The sequence below is a fragment of the Aquimarina discodermiae genome (genome assembly GCF_040786235.1).
Taxonomy (GTDB): domain Bacteria; phylum Bacteroidota; class Bacteroidia; order Flavobacteriales; family Flavobacteriaceae; genus Aquimarina.
Map to the genome: position 1 here is coordinate 1 of NZ_JBFMKP010000015.1, position 18,727 is coordinate 18,727.

General features: G+C 33.0%; 16 protein-coding genes. 11 read left to right on the plus strand and 5 right to left on the minus strand.

Annotation, left to right across the window (positions count from 1 at the left end; genetic code table 11):
- Positions 1-390 precede the first annotated feature (390 nt).
- Positions 391-780, plus strand: a complete 390-nt coding sequence (locus ABW636_RS10870; RefSeq protein ID WP_367590017.1) for a lipocalin-like domain-containing protein — start codon at positions 391-393, stop codon at positions 778-780.
- Positions 781-1,174: 394 nt separating this feature from the next.
- On the opposite strand, the gene ABW636_RS10875 is transcribed toward ABW636_RS10870, so the two are convergent.
- Complete coding sequence (locus tag ABW636_RS10875; protein ID WP_367590018.1) at positions 1,175-1,510, minus strand: hypothetical protein; 336 nt, start codon at positions 1,508-1,510, stop codon at positions 1,175-1,177.
- Between the two features lie 324 nt (positions 1,511-1,834).
- Between ABW636_RS10875 and guaB the strand changes: the two genes are divergently transcribed.
- On the plus strand, positions 1,835-3,310 hold the full coding sequence (gene guaB / locus ABW636_RS10880; RefSeq protein ID WP_367590019.1) for an IMP dehydrogenase: 1,476 nt from the start codon (positions 1,835-1,837) through the stop codon (positions 3,308-3,310).
- Positions 3,311-3,388: 78 nt separating this feature from the next.
- On the opposite strand, the gene ABW636_RS10885 is transcribed toward guaB, so the two are convergent.
- Complete coding sequence (locus tag ABW636_RS10885) at positions 3,389-3,907, minus strand: OmpH/Skp family outer membrane protein (RefSeq protein ID WP_367590020.1); 519 nt, start codon at positions 3,905-3,907, stop codon at positions 3,389-3,391.
- A 74-nt stretch (positions 3,908-3,981) separates the two neighbouring features.
- Positions 3,982-4,221, minus strand: coding sequence for a hypothetical protein (locus ABW636_RS10890; RefSeq protein WP_367590021.1), 240 nt, complete (start codon positions 4,219-4,221; stop codon positions 3,982-3,984).
- Positions 4,222-4,508: 287 nt separating this feature from the next.
- Between ABW636_RS10890 and ABW636_RS10895 the strand changes: the two genes are divergently transcribed.
- From ABW636_RS10895 to ABW636_RS10920, 6 genes are all read left to right on the plus strand, one after another.
- Positions 4,509-6,461, plus strand: coding sequence for a peptidylprolyl isomerase (locus ABW636_RS10895; RefSeq protein ID WP_367590022.1), 1,953 nt, complete (start codon positions 4,509-4,511; stop codon positions 6,459-6,461).
- A gap of 90 nt (positions 6,462-6,551) precedes the next feature.
- Positions 6,552-7,400, plus strand: a complete 849-nt coding sequence (locus ABW636_RS10900; protein ID WP_367590023.1) for a peptidyl-prolyl cis-trans isomerase — start codon at positions 6,552-6,554, stop codon at positions 7,398-7,400.
- Positions 7,393-8,853 carry a peptidylprolyl isomerase gene (locus tag ABW636_RS10905; protein ID WP_367590024.1) on the plus strand — a complete coding sequence of 487 codons (1,461 nt, stop codon included), beginning with the start codon at positions 7,393-7,395 and terminating at the stop codon, positions 8,851-8,853. Before ABW636_RS10900 ends, ABW636_RS10905 begins: the two co-directional genes overlap by 8 nt.
- Before the next feature lies 1 nt (position 8,854).
- Entirely contained in the window at positions 8,855-9,811 is a 957-nt protein-coding gene (locus ABW636_RS10910) for an AAA family ATPase (protein WP_367590025.1), read from the plus strand.
- Between the two features lie 188 nt (positions 9,812-9,999).
- A complete protein-coding gene (locus tag ABW636_RS10915) occupies positions 10,000-10,413 on the plus strand; it encodes a hypothetical protein (protein ID WP_367590026.1) in 414 nt (137 codons plus the stop codon).
- Positions 10,414-10,739: 326 nt separating this feature from the next.
- On the plus strand, positions 10,740-13,004 hold the full coding sequence (locus ABW636_RS10920) for an aconitate hydratase (RefSeq protein ID WP_367590027.1): 2,265 nt from the start codon (positions 10,740-10,742) through the stop codon (positions 13,002-13,004).
- A 76-nt stretch (positions 13,005-13,080) separates the two neighbouring features.
- Here the strand turns inward: ABW636_RS10920 and ABW636_RS10925 are convergent, their stop codons facing one another.
- Entirely contained in the window at positions 13,081-14,268 is a 1,188-nt protein-coding gene (locus tag ABW636_RS10925) for a trans-sulfuration enzyme family protein (RefSeq protein ID WP_367590028.1), read from the minus strand.
- Between the two features lie 37 nt (positions 14,269-14,305).
- Positions 14,306-15,769 (minus strand): Na+/H+ antiporter NhaC, encoded by a 1,464-nt coding sequence (gene nhaC, locus ABW636_RS10930; protein WP_367590029.1) that lies wholly within the window; start codon positions 15,767-15,769, stop codon positions 14,306-14,308.
- Positions 15,770-16,068: 299 nt separating this feature from the next.
- Between nhaC and ABW636_RS10935 the strand changes: the two genes are divergently transcribed.
- The 3 genes from ABW636_RS10935 to ABW636_RS10945 all read left to right on the plus strand — a co-directional run bounded on the left by ABW636_RS10935 (position 16,069) and on the right by ABW636_RS10945 (position 18,489).
- Positions 16,069-16,761, plus strand: coding sequence for a Crp/Fnr family transcriptional regulator (locus ABW636_RS10935; RefSeq protein ID WP_367590030.1), 693 nt, complete (start codon positions 16,069-16,071; stop codon positions 16,759-16,761).
- Positions 16,762-16,808: 47 nt separating this feature from the next.
- Positions 16,809-17,717 (plus strand): hypothetical protein, encoded by a 909-nt coding sequence (locus ABW636_RS10940; RefSeq protein WP_367590031.1) that lies wholly within the window; start codon positions 16,809-16,811, stop codon positions 17,715-17,717.
- Positions 17,718-17,928: 211 nt separating this feature from the next.
- The gene (locus ABW636_RS10945) at positions 17,929-18,489 is read left to right on the plus strand and encodes a TlpA family protein disulfide reductase (RefSeq protein ID WP_367590032.1); all 561 of its coding nucleotides are present in this window, start codon (positions 17,929-17,931) and stop codon (positions 18,487-18,489) included.
- The last annotated feature ends 238 nt before the right edge of the window (positions 18,490-18,727 follow it).

Consider the following 18,727-nt stretch of genomic DNA (forward strand, 5'->3'; position numbering starts at 1 on the left):
CGATGGACAATGAAAGGGTTTCAACAAATGGCGCAGCTTAGAGTAGTATACAAAAGCAAACAAGAACATAGAATCAAACAATTATCAAAAAATGCGGCTTAAGGGAAATTTGTCGTACACCCTATAAAGTTAAGATATGTATTTTTCTTTAGTAGTAAAATCAATGTTTTATAAAAGAAATGAAAATATAGAATAGGAGGTTGAAAACCTTGAAACCTCAAGTATATAGGACTCTTTGAGGTTGTTTTTGAAATTTAAATGTCTATGATAATGATTGTAACCATTAGGAGATATTCATGAAATTATTAACCAAAAAAAGAACTATGCGTAAATAGTATATCTAGTAAAGATAAAAAATCATTAAATTTAACCTATTAAAACATACAAGTTATGCGAGCCAAACATAATATTATCGTCATTAGTATTCTAGCTTTCGTATTTGCTGGATTTAAAAGTACACCAAATCATCCTCAAAATACCGTAGATCATTTTAATTCTTCTTTTCAAGACACCAAGGAAAAATTAATTGGTAAATGGATTATGGATGGAGACCCCGATACTTATATAGAATTAAATGCTGATGGAACCGCACTAGAAAAATCTATAGGAGATCCTCTAAAAAGATATTGGTCTATCAAAGATAATTCTCTTTGCTTAAAAGCTACTCCAAATCAAGGAGGAACAGAAATATGTTTAGCGTTTAAACTAAACATGAACACACTTATTCTAACAATGAATGGAATGAAACTTCATTATGTTAGATATAATTTGACAGAGTAACCTTTAGTTAGTTTTTCTTAAGTGCAAGGAAGAAAAAGATGAGGTTATTTATTTTGTAAGATAAATCTTATATTTGCGCCTTAGTTATAATTGTATTCTTTTATAACTAAACGTAAACCACCTTTAAGCGGGGTAGATAGTTATATCTACCCCGTTTTTTTTCAAAATTGATTTTTTGTAGTCTTTTAAGTTAGTTATGGTCTAAAAGAAAAAGTATTCAAAAGATCTGAAAAAAACTGTGGATACCATTTCACAAGTACACTTCCACTATCACCAGATTGCGAACCAATTACATTTTTCACAATTTGTATTTTTATAGAACTCTCATTACTGGTTGGCCCATGTACTTATTGAGAGAGTAGAGGTATTTTAGTCTTTTCAGATCTTCTGGATACTATGCGGCAAGCTCCCCAATGCCTACCGTTTCTTTGCCTGTTTCTATAGCGCCCCATTTAGATTTTGTATTAAATTTTATAGATACAGGACTTTCGTTTTTAAGGGTTTCAAGAATATGCTGTAATTCGGCCTCATGAAAATAAATAGCGAGAGTGGTATTACTATATTGCCTGTTTTGTGGTAAGGTCTTTCCGTCTTTAATAATACCAAGATACCCAAGAATTTTTTGATCATTTCCGTATAGGTACAAAAAACCAATTTGATATCCACCCCCACCAGCATAATTGCTGACAATTTGTAAACTATAACTTTCTATTTTATGAGAAACCAACATCTGTCAATATGGTGTTTGAATTAATTTGTTTGTTTTGTTATTTCAAAAGTAGTGCATACAATAGTATTATAATAGAGGAAAAACACCGATTTTGATAGGGGACATTCCCCCTTGATTCTTTTTGGGCCGTATGATAGATGATATTATAGGTTGTAGTTTTTGGGTTTCTTGTTAAAGACAATTTTTGTGTTACTTTCTGAATTAGAAAGCTTTTATGTATGAAAAAATAGTTTAACATAGTTTTATTACTAAATAAACGCCAGTCCATCGGGTATTCTGTAAAAAATAAACGTATATTTGCACGCAATTAAATTTTTAATTGCTATGACTGCACATGATTCCAAAATCGTTGGAGAAGGTTTAACCTATGACGATGTTCTTTTAGTCCCTTCGTATTCTGAAATACTTCCTAGAGAAGTAAGTATACAAGCCAAGTTTACAAGAAATATAACACTTAATGTTCCTATAGTTTCTGCCGCAATGGATACAGTAACAGAAAGTAGAATGGCAATTGCTATGGCTCAGGAAGGATGTATAGGAGTATTACATAAAAACATGACTATCGAAGAGCAAGCAATCAAAGTGCGTAAAGTTAAACGTGCAGAGAGTGGTATGATTATCGACCCGGTAACGTTGCCATTAGATGCCAAAGTGATTGATGCCAAGAATAATATGAGAGAACATAGCATTGGTGGGATACCAATTGTTGATGACAATCGTAAATTGATTGGTATTGTTACTAATAGAGATCTTCGTTTCGAGAAAAATGATCAACGACCTATTTCAGAAGTTATGACCAGTGAAAACCTGGTAACAGTAGGAGAAGGTACATCATTGCAACAAGCAGAAGTTATTTTGCAAGATAATAAAATAGAAAAGTTACCTGTTGTTGATAAAGAGAATACATTGGTTGGTTTAATCACCTTTAGAGATATTACAAAACTAACTCTAAAACCAATGGCTAATAAGGATCGTTTAGGACGTCTTCGTGTTGCAGCGGCAATAGGAGTTACCGGTGATGCTGTTGATAGAGCCCAAGCACTGGTTGATGCAGGAGTTGATGCTGTTGTAATTGATACTGCACATGGACATACAAAAGGAGTGGTTGAGGTACTAAAGAACGTGAAATCCAAATTTCCAGAATTAGATGTGGTGGTTGGTAATATAGCAACGCCTGAAGCAGCAAAATACTTGGTAGAAGCAGGAGCAGATGCGGTAAAAGTAGGTATTGGACCAGGTTCTATTTGTACTACTAGAGTAGTTGCAGGAGTAGGGTTTCCTCAGTTTTCTGCAGTATTAGAAGTAGCAAATGCAATTAAAGGAACAGGAGTTCCTGTTATCGCAGATGGAGGAATTAGATATACAGGAGATATTCCTAAAGCAATTGCAGCAGGAGCCGATACTGTAATGTTAGGTTCTTTGTTGGCAGGAACAAAAGAATCTCCTGGAGAAACAGTAATCTATGAAGGTAGAAAATTCAAAACCTATAGAGGTATGGGATCTGTAGAAGCTATGAAAAAAGGCTCAAAAGATAGATATTTCCAGGATGTAGAAGATGATATTAAAAAATTGGTTCCAGAAGGAATTGTTGGACGTGTAGCATACAAAGGAGATTTGTTCGAAAGTATACATCAATTCATAGGTGGATTGAGAGCAGGTATGGGATATTGTGGAGCCAAAGATATTGCAACACTTAAAGAAACAGGGAGATTTGTAAAAATTACTGCAAGTGGAATAAACGAAAGTCACCCCCATGATGTTACGATAACCAAAGAAGCACCAAATTATAGTAGAAGATAAATAAATACTCTATATAATATACTAAAAGAGCCGTACAATATTGTACGGCTCTTTTAGTATATTGATAATTCTTTGTTCTTATTTTTTCACTTCTTCAACCTTAATACCTAGTTTGGTCATTACAGTTTTTGTAAGGTCATAGTTAGGATCAATATAAGCTAGACCACTATTACTAATGGTAAACACCTGTGTGTATTTTTCGGCTTTAGCAATCTCTTCCAGAGCTTTTCCGATTTTTTGATACAATGGTTGTAATAGTTTATTTTGCTCTATTTGAACCAATTGTGTTCCGTTTTGACGAAATTTCGCTATTTCTTGTTCCAAAGCAATAATTTCTTCTTGCTTAGTTTTTTTCATAGGCTCTGTAAAGCTCGTTACTTTCTCTTGGTACTCTTTTACTTTGGCCTGATATGCATCAACCTTTATTTTAAGTTCTGCTTCAAGTTTTGCATTATAAGCCTTTAAATCTTCTTGGGCTTTTGGTAACTCGGGCATTTTAGAAAGAATGAACTCTGTGTCTATTGTTCCTGTTTTTGATTGTGCGTTTACCTGAAAACTTACTACTAATATAAGAAGTGTAATTATAATCTTTCTCATGTGATTTATTTTGTTTTTTACAAATATATAAGGTCTAAGACAATATGCATGCCATGAATTATGTTTTTTGTAATCTATTGTTCAAAAAGTTGACCTCTATGTGGTTTTAAAGCATCGCGCACACCCTTCATTTCAGAGTCCGTAACAATCATATAAGCTATGCTATGTACATCAGATAATTCTTGAACTCCTGTGAGATTCAACGATAATTTTTTTATTGAAATGTACTCTTTGAGGTGTATTTCATGATGTAACGCAGTTTGATGTCCTGAGGGCCCTCTAAAATCCCAGATAAGTTTTAGTTTTCGTTCCAAAATATTATTCTTTTAAATGAGGTTAGTTGTCAAAATTATGATAAATTGTATTGTATAAAAAGTGATATAAGAAGTATTACATTTTTTTTGTTTTTATAGATCGTAAAGTGATTCAGTTTGTGTTTTTTGAATATATCTATGAAATATAAGATTGTACCTACAGAAGATATCATAAAAATTTCTAAAACAAATACTATAAGCGGTATTTGTTTCGTTACTACAGGAGCTTGTAAAACATTATAATATTATTATTTTTGTCCGGTTTTGGACCTTATCAAATAAAAATCATGCACACGAAATCATTATTGCTTATTTTAGGAAGTTTTCTTTTTTCATTTCTACATGCACAGGAAAAAAAAGAAGTATTGTTTACGATAGATGAATCACCCGTGTATATGTCAGAATTTAAACGGGTATATCTAAAAAATATAGATTTGGTAAAAGATGATGCACAAAAAGATGTAGATAAGTACCTGGATTTGTATATTAATTATAAATTAAAACTTAAAGAAGCAAAACGGTTAGGGTTAGATAAAAAAGATACGTATCTAAGAGAATTAGAGGGGTATAAAAAACAGTTGTCAAAAGGATATCTTACCGATACCCAAACTTCTGAAGCATTAGTAAAAGAATCCTATGAGCGATCAAAAGAGCAAATTAATGCAAGTCATATTTTGATAAGAGTTACTCCCAATGCTACTCCGCAAGATACCCTTAAGGCATATCAGGAAATTGTAGATATTAAAAATAAAATTGATCAAGGAGAACCTTTTGAGATGTTAGCAAAAACGTTTAGTCAAGATCCATCGGCTGCACAAAATAAAGGAAACTTAGGGTGGTTTTCTGTGTTTAGAATGGTATACCCTTTTGAAAGTGCAGCATATAATACCAAAATAGGAGAGGTTTCTGCTCCTTTTAGAACCCAATTTGGTTATCATATTGTAAAGGTTAATGAAAAACAAAAAAAGCTAGGAGAAGTAACGGTAGCTCATATTATGGTAGCTATAAATGATAAACGTACTTCTGAAGCTGCAGAAAATAGAATCAAAGAGATTCAGCAACAACTAAAACAAGGAGTTTCTTTTGCTTCTTTGGCAAAGCAATATAGTGATGATCCCAGTACAGCTATAGATGGTGGGAAAATTAGACGTTTTGCGCAGGGAGCACTTAATTCTAAGAAGTTTGAAGAAACAGCATTTTCATTAAAGGAAAGAGATGAACTATCATTACCCATTCAAACTAAATTTGGGTGGCATATTATTCAGCTTATAGAAAAGCATTTACCAAGAACTTTTGAAGAACAAAGAGCAGAGCTAACTCAAAAAGTAGAAAGAGATAGTCGTTCAAAGTTGGTAACCACTTCTTTTATAAACTCACTTAAAGAAAAGTATACCCTGGATAAAAATGAAAAGGCAATTTCTTTCTTTAAGACCGCTGTGCCGTCTAACTTTTTTGAGTCATCATGGGATTTTCGAAAAGAAAAGCAAATGAAAAAAGAGATTTTCGCGCTCAAGAAAAAAAAGTATTTGTACAATGACTTTGCAGAGTTTTTAGATGCTAATAAGCGTAATAAGGAGCCTAATGAAGATATATCGGCTTATATAGATAGGATGTATACCAAATTCGAATCTTCAACCTTATTAAAATATTATGAAGAACACCTCGAAGAAGATAATTCGGATTATGCAAATATTCTTGAAGAATATAGAGATGGGTTATTGCTGTTTGATCTTATGGAATCTAAAATTTGGAATGTTTCAAAAACAGATTCGATTGGCCTTAAAAAGTATTATGAAAGCCAAAAAGAAAAATACGCTCAAGATGAAACTTATAAAATAGTGAAAGCCTCTTCGTCAAAATCTGAAGCCATTGATAAAGTACAGCAGTTGTTGTTAAAAAGTAAATCTGTTGATGAGATTAAAAGAGAAATAAATAGTAATAGTGCTGTGGTACTTTTTTCTGAGGAAAGCTTAATAAAAGGTGATACCACATTACCTAAAGATTTTTTGGCAGAAAAAGGAAAGATGACCATAACAGAAGAAGAAAATTTTAGAACTTTGATAATGGTAAAAGAAGTATTACCTTCTAGAATTAAAACTTTTGAAGAAACTAAAGGAGCTGTAATAAATGATTTTCAAGAAAGTATAGAAAATCAATGGCTTGATGCTCTAAAAGTAAAGTACTCTGTAGAAGTGAATGATAAAACACTTAAAAGAGTTAAAAAAGAATTATCTATATAAATGAAACAAACAATAACAAGCTTTTTGATACATACCAATAATGATTCTTTGGCAGGTTCCATGTGACATTTAAAACAATCGTATAAACACATGAAATATTATATCGCACTATTGTTATTATCTATAATCGTCTCTTGTCAGAACTTTAAAGGACAAATGGATAAGGAAGTAGTGGCAAGAGTTAATAATACCTATCTCTATAAAGAAGATTTAAAGGATATAGTTCCTCAAAATACTCCAAAAAAAGATAGCGCCAGTATTGTAGCAAATTATATAAACACTTGGGCTACTCAACAGTTATTTATATATCAGGCAAAACTCAACCTTTCCGAAGCAGAAATTAGAGCGTTTGATGATTTGGTAGAGAGTTATCAAAGCACACTTTATGTCAATGCATATAAGAATGCTGTGATCAATAAATCTATTAATATGGAGATTAAACAGGAGGATTTTGAATCATATTATGATCAAAATTTAAAAAATTTTAATCTCAATGAGGAATTAGTAAAATTACGTTACTTACATTTGCCATCAAATTATAAAAATATAATTGCAACGAAGAGACAATTGGATCGTTTTAAAGAAGAGGATGTTGAAGAATTAATGGATAAAAAATTGGATTATCTAGGATATTCTTTTAATGATTCTGTTTGGGTAAAGTTAAGTCAGGTAGTAAATAAAATACCGATTTTAAAAACACAACCAAAAACAAAATTTCTTGAAAAAGGTGAGTATACCCAATTGCAAGATTCGAGTGGATTATATATGATTAAAGTAATGGATTTGTTAAGATTAAATGAAACAGCGCCATTAGAATATATAAAGCCTACTATTAGACAGATTATATTGAATAAGAGAAAGTTGGAGTTGATAAAAAAAATAGAAAAAGACATTACAAGAGATGCAGTTGAGAACAAACAATTTGAGGTTTATGAATAAAACTACTATACTATGTGCCCTGTTTTTACTTAATATAGGTGCACAATTTTATGCACAGGAGATTATTGAAGAAGTAACTCAGGATTCTACACAAATTAAAGAAATAGCCAAGGTTAATGATAGCATAGTAGAGGCAAAGCCTATTAAAAAGGAACCATTTCAGAGATTAAAGATTGATGGTGTGGCTGCTGTAATAGGTGAAAATGTGATTTTAGGAAGCGATATTGAGGTTGCATATAAACAATTGATTAGTGAAGGAGTTTCTACAACAGATGTGAGTCGTTGTGAACTTGCAGGTAGTTTGTTTGAAAATAAGTTATACGCCCATCATGCTGTTCAGGATAGTGTTGAGGTAAGAGATGTAGAAATTAGCTCTATGGTAGATCAGCAGTTAAACTATATGACTAATGAGTTGGGAAGCTTAGAGAAAGTATTAAAGTTTTATAAGAAAGACGATTTAGCAGAATTTAAGAAAGAACTGTTCGAAATTAATAAAGCAAACCGTCTGTCAGAACTTATGCGTACCAAGATCGTTGAAGCAGTAGAGGTTACTCCAGATGAAGTACGAGAATTCTTTGATGAAATTCCTGAAGACGAAAGACCTCTTTTTGGAGCAGAAATAGAAATGGCTCAAATTGTAATAGAACCAGAAATACCAAAAGAAGAAGAACAAAAAGTAATCGATAGATTAAATCAGTTCCGAGAAGATATTGTGGAGAATGGTAGTAGTTTTGCCACCAAAGCGGTATTGTATTCTCAAGATCCAGGATCAAAATCAACAGGAGGTAAGTATACAATGGATCGCAAAACTCCTTTTGCTAGAGAGTTTAAAGACATAGCCTTTAGTTTACAGGAAGGAGAGGTAAGTGAACCTTTTAAGACGGATTTTGGTTGGCATTTATTGAAGGTGGATAAGATAAGAGGAGAAGAAATAGATGTACGTCATATTTTGTTAATTCCAGAAGTAACCAGAGAGACAGTCATAGAAGCTAAAAAATTAATTGATTCATTACGTTCGAGTATAGTGTCAGGTAGTATAGAGTTTAAAGAGGCTGCCAGACAGTTTAGTCATGAAAAAGAAACAAAAGAAGATGGAGGTCAGCTACTTAATCCAACAACAGGAGATACTCATTTTGAACTTACAAAAATTGACCCTATATTGTATGATCAAGTGTCCAAGTTAAAAACAAATGAAGTTTCTTTGGTGATTCCTGATCAAGACCGTCAGGGTCGAAAAAAATTCAAATTAATAACGGTACTTAATAGATATGATGAACATGTAGCAGACTATGCAAAAGATTACCTTAAAATACAAGAATTAGCTCTTAAGAAAAAGCAGATTAATGCAATTCGAAAATGGCAAAATGAAAAAATAAAGGATACATATATAAAAGTGAACGGAGAATATAGAGACTGTGAATATAGTGGTAACTGGTTAAAAAAAGTTAAATAATATGTCAGACGACGTAGCGGCTATTGAGAGGCTTGTAAAAAAGCACTCAGAACTTAAAAAAGAAATTTCTAAAGTAATTATTGGCCAGGAAAAAGTTATCGATCAGATACTTCTTTCTATTTTTTCAGGAGGTCATGCATTATTAATCGGTGTCCCAGGTTTGGCCAAAACGTTGATGGTTAATACCATTTCTCAGGCTTTAGGACTTGATTTTAAAAGAATACAGTTTACACCAGATTTGATGCCAAGTGATATATTAGGTAGTGAAATCCTGGATGAGACAAGACATTTTAAGTTTATTAAAGGCCCTATTTTTTCTAACATTGTTTTGGCAGATGAGATAAATAGAACTCCTCCAAAGACCCAGGCGGCACTTTTAGAAGCTATGCAAGAACGAGCTGTGACAGTTGCGGGGCATCATTATAAGTTAGATCTTCCATATTTTGTTTTGGCGACTCAAAACCCAATAGAACAAGAAGGTACATATCCTTTGCCAGAAGCTCAATTGGATCGTTTTATGTTTGCAATAGAATTAAAATATCCTAGTTTTCAAGAAGAAGTAGAAGTAGTAAAAAGTACAACTACCGATGTAACAACAAAGGTAAATGCACTATTTACAGCACAAGAAATTATAGATTTTCAGCACCTTGTAAGACGAATTCCTGTTGCTGATAATGTGGTTGAATATGCGGTTGGTTTGGTTGGAAAAACAAGACCCAATGGAGAATTTGCTACAGAACTAGTAAATAATTATATTGATTGGGGAGCAGGACCAAGAGCTTCTCAAAACTTAATACTAGCAGCCAAATCCAATGCAGCAATTCGAGGTAAGTTTTCACCAGATATAGAAGATGTTCAGGCTGTTGCTATGGGAATACTAAGACATAGGATGATCAAAAATTATAAAGCTGAGGCAGAAAATATAAGTATAGAAGAAATAATTAAAAGCTTGTTTTAAAAATAGTTTAGATTATTTTTTAAATTAAAATATATAATGCATACAAGTGCTGGTATTTTATCCAAAATGTTGAGGGTAAAATACCAGCACTTTTTTATTTCTAAAAGAAGATTAAACCATTTTAAAAAATTAGGGTCATATATATAGAACGTTCTAAAATGATATAGATAATTTTTTAAAAAGAAGACATGAAAAATATAATAATGAGCATTTTTATTTTATGCGTAAGCATTGTATCTGCTCAACATCAATCAAAAGAAGAAAGACAATCTCATAGAAAACAAAAAAAAGAGTTTTTTCAGAGTTTATCAGAAAGCCAAAAAAACAAGCTAAAAGACTTAAAAGAGTTGAAAATTAACCATCGAAAAGAGTTTAAGCAAACATTTACTCAAGAACAATTGTCGATAGTTAATAATGAAGATTTATCAAAAAAAGGAAAACGAAAAGCTTTAAAACCAACTTTTGATGAACGACAGAAAAAGATGAAAAAAGAACATAGAGAAGAAATGAAAATAGAAAGAGAAAAGTTTAAGTCTACTTTGAATGAAGAACAATTAAAGTTATTTGAAGGGCTTCATAAAAGAAAAGGAAAGAAAAAATAAGCAAATCATAGAATAGTGATTTTATGCAATAAAGTGAAGTGTGAAAGCTTCACTTTTTATGTTGTATAAAGTAAAAATATTGCTTTTCATCGATGATTTTTAACGAATTACAATAACGTTTTCGATATTCTTCAGAATTGGATGTGATTTTCTTAAGCATTTTTTTAGGAAATTACCATAATTGTAATCATTAAATTATAGATTTTGATATTTTAGCCCCCTTATTTTTTTCAATTATGTAAAAAGAAACCAGAACCCATATTCGCTGCTTTAAAGTGGTTTAAAATTCGTATTTTCGTAGGACTTTCATAACAAAAAAATAGTATATGGCATTTGATATCAATATGATAAAAAAGGTCTACAGTCAGATAGCGACACGTGTAGAAGCGGCACGCGAATTAACTGGAAAACCCTTAACACTAGCAGAGAAAATTTTATATTCACATTTATGGGAAGAAAAGGCAACAGAAGCTTTTAAGAGAGGTAAAGATTATGTGGATTTTGCTCCTGATCGAATAGCATGTCAGGATGCAACAGCCCAAATGGCATTGTTGCAATTTATGCAGGCTGGAAAAGATAGAGTTGCGGTACCAACAACGGTGCACTGTGATCATTTAATACAAGCAAAGGTTGGCGCAGATAAAGATTTACAATCAGCTTTAAATAGCAGTAATGAAGTATTTAACTTTTTAGAATCAGTATCTAATAAATATGGTATTGGTTTTTGGAAACCCGGTGCTGGAATTATACATCAAGTAGTGTTAGAAAATTACGCATTCCCAGGGGGTATGATGATCGGTACAGATTCACATACGGTAAATGCAGGTGGATTAGGTATGGTTGCGATTGGAGTTGGAGGAGCAGATGCGGTAGATGTAATGGCAGGAATGCCGTGGGAGCTTAAATTTCCAAAACTAATCGGAGTTAAACTTACTGGAAAGTTAAATGGATGGACAGCTCCAAAGGATGTGATACTTAAAGTTGCTGGTATTTTAACTGTAAAAGGTGGTACCGGTGCAATAGTAGAGTATTTTGGACCCGGAGCAGAAGCAATGTCTTGTACCGGTAAAGGAACAATCTGTAATATGGGAGCCGAAATAGGAGCAACCACATCTACATTTGGATATGATGAGTCTATGGAACGTTATCTACGTGCTACAGATCGAGCCGATATTGCAGATGAAGCAAATAAGGTAAGAGAACATCTTACCGGTGATGCAGAGGTGTATGCAAATCCAGAGCAATATTTTGATCAGGTAATCGAGATTAACCTTACTGAGTTAAAACCACATGTTAACGGGCCGTTTACACCAGATTTAGCAACTCCGGTTGGAGAGATGACTCAAAAAGCAAAGAGCAATGACTGGCCCCTAAGAGTAGAATGGGGATTAATTGGTTCTTGTACCAATTCATCTTATGAAGATTTATCCAGAGCTGCATCTATTGCCAAGCAAGCGTTGGATAAAGGGTTAAAAACGAAAGCAGATTTTGGAATAAACCCAGGATCAGAGCAAGTACGTTTTACAGCAGAAAGAGATGGTCTTTTGGATATTTTTGAGCAATTGGATGCCAAAATATTTACAAATGCATGTGGACCTTGTATTGGGCAGTGGGCCAGAGAAGGTGCTGATAAAGAAGAAAAAAATTCGATTATACACTCATTTAATAGAAATTTCGCAAAACGTGCTGACGGTAACCCAAATACACATGCTTTTGTGGCATCTCCAGAAATGGTTGCAGCGGTTGCAATTTCGGGACGTTTAGATTTCAATCCTATCACCGATAAGTTAATTAACGAAAATGGAGAAGAGGTGATGTTGGATGAGCCAACGGGATGGGAGTTGCCGCCAAAAGGTTTTGAGGTAGAAGATGCGGGTTATCTAGCCCCAGAAGAAGATGGATCTGGAGTAGAAGTAGTAGTAGACCCAAAATCAGAAAGATTAGAATTGTTAACTCCATTTGAACCATGGGATGGTAAGAACATTACAGGAGCGAAATTATTGATAAAAGCTTTCGGAAAATGTACAACAGACCACATTTCTATGGCAGGACCCTGGTTGCGTTACAGAGGGCACTTAGATAATATATCTAATAATTGTTTGATCGGAGCTGTAAATGCTTATAATAAAAAGACAAACTTTATTAAAAGTCAACTTACAGGAGAATATGATGGGGTGCCAAATGTACAAAGAGCTTATAAAAAGGCAGGAGTACCTACCATTGTGGTAGGAGACCATAATTATGGAGAAGGTTCTTCTAGAGAACATGCAGCGATGGAACCAAGACATTTAGGGGTACGAGCAGTAATTGTAAAATCATTTGCAAGAATACATGAGACAAACCTTAAAAAACAAGGGATGCTTGGACTTACATTTGCTAATGAAAATGATTATGACGTAATACAAGAAAACGACACATTTAACTTCTTGGATTTAGATGTGTTTGCAGAAGGAAAGCAATTAACCTTAGAAATTGTTCATGAAGATGGATCAAAAGATGAGATTAAATTAAATCATACTTATAATGAATCACAAATAGAGTGGTTTAAAGAAGGATCAGCTTTGAACCTGATAAAAAAGCAAAACGTTTAGAACAAACTTCTTACTAATAAAAACTCCTTAATACATGTGTATTAAGGAGTTTTTTTGTTTAAATATATGATTCTGCTTATATAATTTGCAGGGCATTTTCGAGATCCTTAATAAGGTCATTTTTGTGTTCTAAACCAACTGATATTCTAATATCTCCCAAAGATATTCCCATACCTTCAAATTGATCTTTATCTAATTCTTTTAAGTAGCTAATTGCAGGTACATAAACCAAGCTTTCATGGCCACCCCAGCCAACGCCTTTTTGAAATACTTTTAATGTGTCAAAAAATGTTTTGATTTTATCAAGGTCATTCGTTTTTACTTGAAAAGCCATAAGCCCACCATAGCCACTCATTTGTTTCTTGCCCAATTCGTATTGAGGAAAGCTAGGTAATCCAGGGTATTTAATACTTGTTATTTTAGGATGTTTCTCTAGAAAACTGGCAACTGCCATTGCATTTTCCTGGTGTTTCTCTAGGCGCATAGGTAATGTTCTAAGACTACGCATTAATAGCCATGCTTCCATCGGAGCCGTTTTTGGACCAAGCATTTCGTATTCATTAAGAAAAATACTATCCAAATCTTCTTTTTTACCAATAACAACACCACCAATCAAATCGCTATGTCCACCAAAATATTTAGAACATGAATGAACCTCAAGGTCAATACCCATTTCTAAAGGTTTTTGAAAAATAGGAGTAGACCAGGTGTTATCGATAATTGTTTTGATCTTGTTTTTTTTAGCAAGTTGAGCTACAGCTTCAATATCCTGCAATGAAAAAACTACAGAAGAAGGGCTTTCCAAATATATTAGTTTAGTATTTGGGCGTATCGCATTTTCAAAGTCTTTAATGTCTTCGCCAGTTACAAAAGTGGTTTCAACATTCATTTTTTTAGCCAAGTAGCTTTTAAGTAACGTACTAGCAGGTCCATATAAATTCTTGATAGCAATTACATGGTCATTAGGCTCTAAAAAATGGAGACATGAAGCCGAAATAGCTGCCATTCCAGAAGGGAATAATTGTGCTTTTTCGCCTCCTGCAATATGTGCTAGTTTTTGCTCTACGGCTATTACTGTTGGGTTTTTTCCTCTCGAGTAAATAAAATTACCCATCCTGTCGTCAAAAGCAGTGTCAATTGCCTCCCAGTTTTCAAATGTAAATAATGAATTTTGAAATATAGGAGGAACAACCGCTCCGTGATATTGGCTTCGTTCCTCTCCTAGATGAGCCAACATTGTCTCTAATTCGTGTTTGTGGTCCATGTCTATTATGTATAATGGATAAGCAATAAATGCTAAGTTATAATTTGTTTTTTTTGTTTTTATAAAAGCAACCAATGCCTAATATGGCAAGAGTTGGCGCAATAATAAGATTTATTAATGAAAGTAACTGCCAATACCAGTATTCTTCAAAAGCTACTCCCAATGTGGTAGACATGAATAGTGTGGTAGCTGTCCATGGGACAACACTTTCTAACATAGTACCATAATCTTCTATAGACCTTGATAATACACGTCTAGAAATCCCAAATTCATCATATCTGCGTTTGAAAGCGTCTCCTATAATAAAACTCGTAGCACTTTGATTAGAGGTAATCGAATTGGTGAACGCTGTAGAAATAAGAGATGATAATATGATAGAAGATTTTGTTGTGGTAAACGAAAATACTCGATTTACAATTTTAGGCATTGCATCAGTAACATCAATAGTTCCTATAAAGGTGAGCACCATAAGTGTGAAAACGATTACTTCATTAAGTTCGAACAACCCACCTCTATTAAAAAGTTTGTGTAATTCCTTAGGAACTTCACCAGCCCACGGAGCCATGCTAATATTAAACCCGCTTTTTAATGCTTCCATAACATCTTTTATTCCAAAATCCTGAAAAATAAGCGCTAGAAAACAAGATACAATTGCAGATAATAATAAAATAGGTAAGGTTGCCTTTTTTCTAATCGATCCATATAGTACGATTAAAGGCGGAATCAATAAAAAAACATTAAAATCAAAAATAGCTTCTATAGCGTTCAGTGTTTCTGAAATTTGAATCCCATTTATATCTGTGTTTGCAGGAGGATGGATAAAACCCATGATAAAAAAAATAATTCCAGCAATTGTGGCAGATGGTATGGTTGTATACATCATAGATTTAATATGTTCATACAAGTCTATATCTACTGCCATTGCCGCCAGGTTTGTAGTATCTGATAAAGGAGACATTTTGTCTCCAAAATAAGCTCCTCCAATTATAGCCCCTGCTGTAATTCCTAAATGTGCATCAACAGAAGACGCAACTCCAATAATCACAGCGCCTATGGTACCAACAGAACCCCATGAAGTACCAGTCATTGTAGAAAAAATAATAGGAACAATAAAAGCTAATATGTACATGTAACTAGGATTGATTAACTTTATACCGTAGTAAATTAACATAGGAATGGTGCCTCCTATAATCCAGGTGCCAATAATAATCCCAATGGCAAATAATATAAGTACTGCTGGAAATCCTTTTGCTAATTTATTGACAATAGCTTTTTGAATTGTAGACCAGCTATACCCAAGAGCTATTAAGTGTGCAGAAGAAAATACAGTAGCTAAAAGAAAAACTATTTCTAGCGGAAAAGCGGGGAGGTTAAATACTCTAGGCTGAATAATAAGACCATACACTATCAATATTGTTAAAAAAATAATGGGTAGCAATAGATGAATGAAAGAAGGAGAGTCCTTTGCTTCTGAAAGTATAGTTTTTTCGTTTTGTAACATATAAGAATGGTTAGTGTTAAATTTTTGATTTAAAGTGTATTTATGATTCTTAAAAATTTAGGCTTTACAATATTATACGACTAACTAATAAAGTATTTTAGTTTTTTAAATAAAATATAGAAAAGTATACGGCTTAAATATAGGCTGTTTGAAGGGGCATTATGATATAACAAGTTCATTGTTTTGTTGCGGTGAAAGTGCTGGATATACTTTTTAAGTGAGTTATGTCGTTATTAGAGTACGAAGTTATTCAGTGTTCATTATTTTAATACCAACGAAAATACAAAATTATAATTATTATGAGCGTAATTTGGTTTTTTGAGGACACAAATATCTTTAATTTATTGTGTCCACATAAATTTAAAAGATACAGAGAAAGTCACGATTTTAATGAATATAAAAAAAGTGATTATATCTATTTTGAAGAAGATTCTGCTAATAAAGTGTATCTTATACAGAGTGGAAAGGTTAAGATTGGGTATTATTCTGTAGATGGTCAGGAAATAGTAAAAGCAATTTTGACGAAAGGAGAGATTTTTGGAGAAAAAGCAATTCTTGGCGAAAATAAAAGAACAGAGTTTGCTCAATCAGTAGATAATGGAACTTCTATATGTCCGATTGGGGTAGAAACGATGTTAGAGCTAATGAGAGAAAATCAGAAGTTTAGTCTTAAGATATATAAATTTATTGGTATGCGTTTTAAACGCCTAGAAAGGCGACTGCAATTGTTACTTTTTAAGGATAGTAAAACGAGACTTTTAGAGTTTTTGGATGAATTGAAAGATGATTATGGACATTGTTGCCCCGATACAGGTGATATGGTTATTGAGCATCCTTATACCCAAAAAGATATAGCAAATCTTATAGGTACTTCTCGCCCTACTTTAAACATTATCATGAATGAGTTAAAAGAGGGAAATATTATAGATTTTAACCGAAAAGAAATTAGATTTAAAAATAATCCTAATGTTAGCTGGCTAACAGTTTATTAATATCATGGCATTTATCTTTGTAATTAGTAATTATAAAAATAAATGCAATGTTAAGAAAAACAATATTTGGAATACTCGCAATAAGTTTTATTGTAGCGTCATGTAATAACGATGATGATGCAGGAAATGTTATTACAGAATCTAATTTAACATTAAACCTTTCTGGACTTGAAGATTTGGGTGAAGGTTATTTGTATGAAGGTTGGGTAATTGTAAATGGTGTACCCGTATCTACAGGAACTTTTTCGGTAAATGCTTCTGGAGAATTATCTAAAACGACATTTAGCCTAAATACAGAAATATTAAATGCGGCTACCGCATTTGTGTTAAGTATAGAGCCTAATCCAGATCCTAATCCTTTACCTGCCGATACAAAACTATTAAGCGGAGATTTTGGAGACGGAAACACTGCTACGCTTGGGTTGGGACCTATAGGAGAAGGTGATTTCTCTGAAGCATCTGGATCTTTTTTCTTGAGAACCCCAACAGATGAAGCGCCAGAAACTGCAAATAATATGAATGATCAATACGGAGTATGGTTTGGTACTCCAGGAATGCCTCCTACGGCGAGTCTTTCGTTACCAGCTCTTAATGCTGGATGGAAATATGAAGGCTGGGTAGTATCAGAAGGAGTGCCTGTTTCTACAGGAACGTTTGTTGCAGGAGATAGAGAAGATGATAATGTAGGAGCAGCTGATGGATTTAGCGAGACAGCTTCAAATGGTCCTCAATTACCAGGAGAGGACTTTTTTAGAAATGCACCAAGTGGAGTAACCTTTCCTTTGGATGTAAGAGAAAAAACGGTAGTTATTTCAGTAGAACCTGATCCAGATAACTCTGCAGCACCATTTTCTTTAAAACCATTAGTTGGTACGGCAGGAACAGATACGGCACCAGTGAGTTACGATTTTTCGGTAAATCAAGCATCTTTCCCAACAGGAAGCGTGTCTAGATAAAAATATAATAATCGTTGTTTGTTTATAAAGCGTAACCAATATTTGGTTGCGCTTTATTTTATTTAACTCCTAACTTATTCTGTAATCCTTTAGCTCTATAAAGACTGATTTATTTACATTTGTATGTCTTATATGATTGTATTATTTGTTCATATTAAAGTTCAAAAAAGCGAAGCATATCATATATAAATTCAATCTATTTATACAGCTTATGAAATTCAATAAAAAAAATATTTCTAATACTGTTTTTGTAATTCTTTTGGTGCTGTTTTTTATACCTAATACCAGAGGAATGATGCAAATAGTCTTAACAAGAATCTTTTCCTTTAGTCCTGGTCTGGTAAATGTTGAGGAGAGGGTTAAGGTTTCATCCTATGACTGGAAGTTACATGGAGTAAATACAGAATCAATTAATTTTGATATAGCCAAAGGCAAAGTTGTGTTAATTAACTATTGGGCTACCTGGTGCCCTCCATGTATTGCAGAAATGCCATCATTGCAAAAGTTATACAATGATTACAAAGACAAAGTAGTCTTTCTTTTTATTACTATGGATGATGATCCAGAGCTTAATAAATTTATGGAAGATAAAAATTACTATTATCCTATCTATAGGTCTTTATCACAAACCCCTAAGCCTTTTATAGGAAAATCACTACCTACTACCTATGTGATAGGTAAAGATGGAACAATTGTAATAAATAAAGTTGGAGCAGCCGATTGGAATACAAGCAAGGTGAGAGAAACACTTGATAGATTATTGCTAGAATAGGAAAGAATAGATTCTCTTATTTTGTAATGTATTAATTATGCTTGTTAAGATGTTTTATAGTGCAGGTAATGGTGGATTTTAAGATTTGTGTAGTAAAACATACAAGGAAAATATTCTAATTATAAGAGAAAATAAAATATTAATCTAAATAGAGGTTAGTTTTTGACTAGAATTTTTTGAAATTGATTTTTATTGAGTAATATTTGTGTAGGTTATTGGATTGATAGCTTTATACATT

Coding starts and splice junctions, on each gene's coding strand:
- ABW636_RS10940 (WP_367590031.1), top strand. CDS start 16,809: ATGTTAAGAAAAACAATATTTGGAATACTCGCAATAAGTTTTATTGTA.
- ABW636_RS10895 (WP_367590022.1), top strand. CDS start 4,509: ATGCACACGAAATCATTATTGCTTATTTTAGGAAGTTTTCTTTTTTCA.
- ABW636_RS10900 (WP_367590023.1), top strand. CDS start 6,552: ATGAAATATTATATCGCACTATTGTTATTATCTATAATCGTCTCTTGT.
- ABW636_RS10875 (WP_367590018.1), bottom strand. CDS start 1,510: ATGTTGGTTTCTCATAAAATAGAAAGTTATAGTTTACAAATTGTCAGC.
- nhaC (WP_367590029.1), bottom strand. CDS start 15,769: ATGTTACAAAACGAAAAAACTATACTTTCAGAAGCAAAGGACTCTCCT.
- ABW636_RS10870 (WP_367590017.1), top strand. CDS start 391: ATGCGAGCCAAACATAATATTATCGTCATTAGTATTCTAGCTTTCGTA.
- ABW636_RS10885 (WP_367590020.1), bottom strand. CDS start 3,907: ATGAGAAAGATTATAATTACACTTCTTATATTAGTAGTAAGTTTTCAG.
- ABW636_RS10905 (WP_367590024.1), top strand. CDS start 7,393: ATGAATAAAACTACTATACTATGTGCCCTGTTTTTACTTAATATAGGT.
- ABW636_RS10945 (WP_367590032.1), top strand. CDS start 17,929: ATGAAATTCAATAAAAAAAATATTTCTAATACTGTTTTTGTAATTCTT.
- guaB (WP_367590019.1), top strand. CDS start 1,835: ATGACTGCACATGATTCCAAAATCGTTGGAGAAGGTTTAACCTATGAC.
- ABW636_RS10910 (WP_367590025.1), top strand. CDS start 8,855: ATGTCAGACGACGTAGCGGCTATTGAGAGGCTTGTAAAAAAGCACTCA.
- ABW636_RS10915 (WP_367590026.1), top strand. CDS start 10,000: ATGAAAAATATAATAATGAGCATTTTTATTTTATGCGTAAGCATTGTA.
- ABW636_RS10920 (WP_367590027.1), top strand. CDS start 10,740: ATGGCATTTGATATCAATATGATAAAAAAGGTCTACAGTCAGATAGCG.
- ABW636_RS10935 (WP_367590030.1), top strand. CDS start 16,069: ATGAGCGTAATTTGGTTTTTTGAGGACACAAATATCTTTAATTTATTG.
- ABW636_RS10925 (WP_367590028.1), bottom strand. CDS start 14,268: ATGGACCACAAACACGAATTAGAGACAATGTTGGCTCATCTAGGAGAG.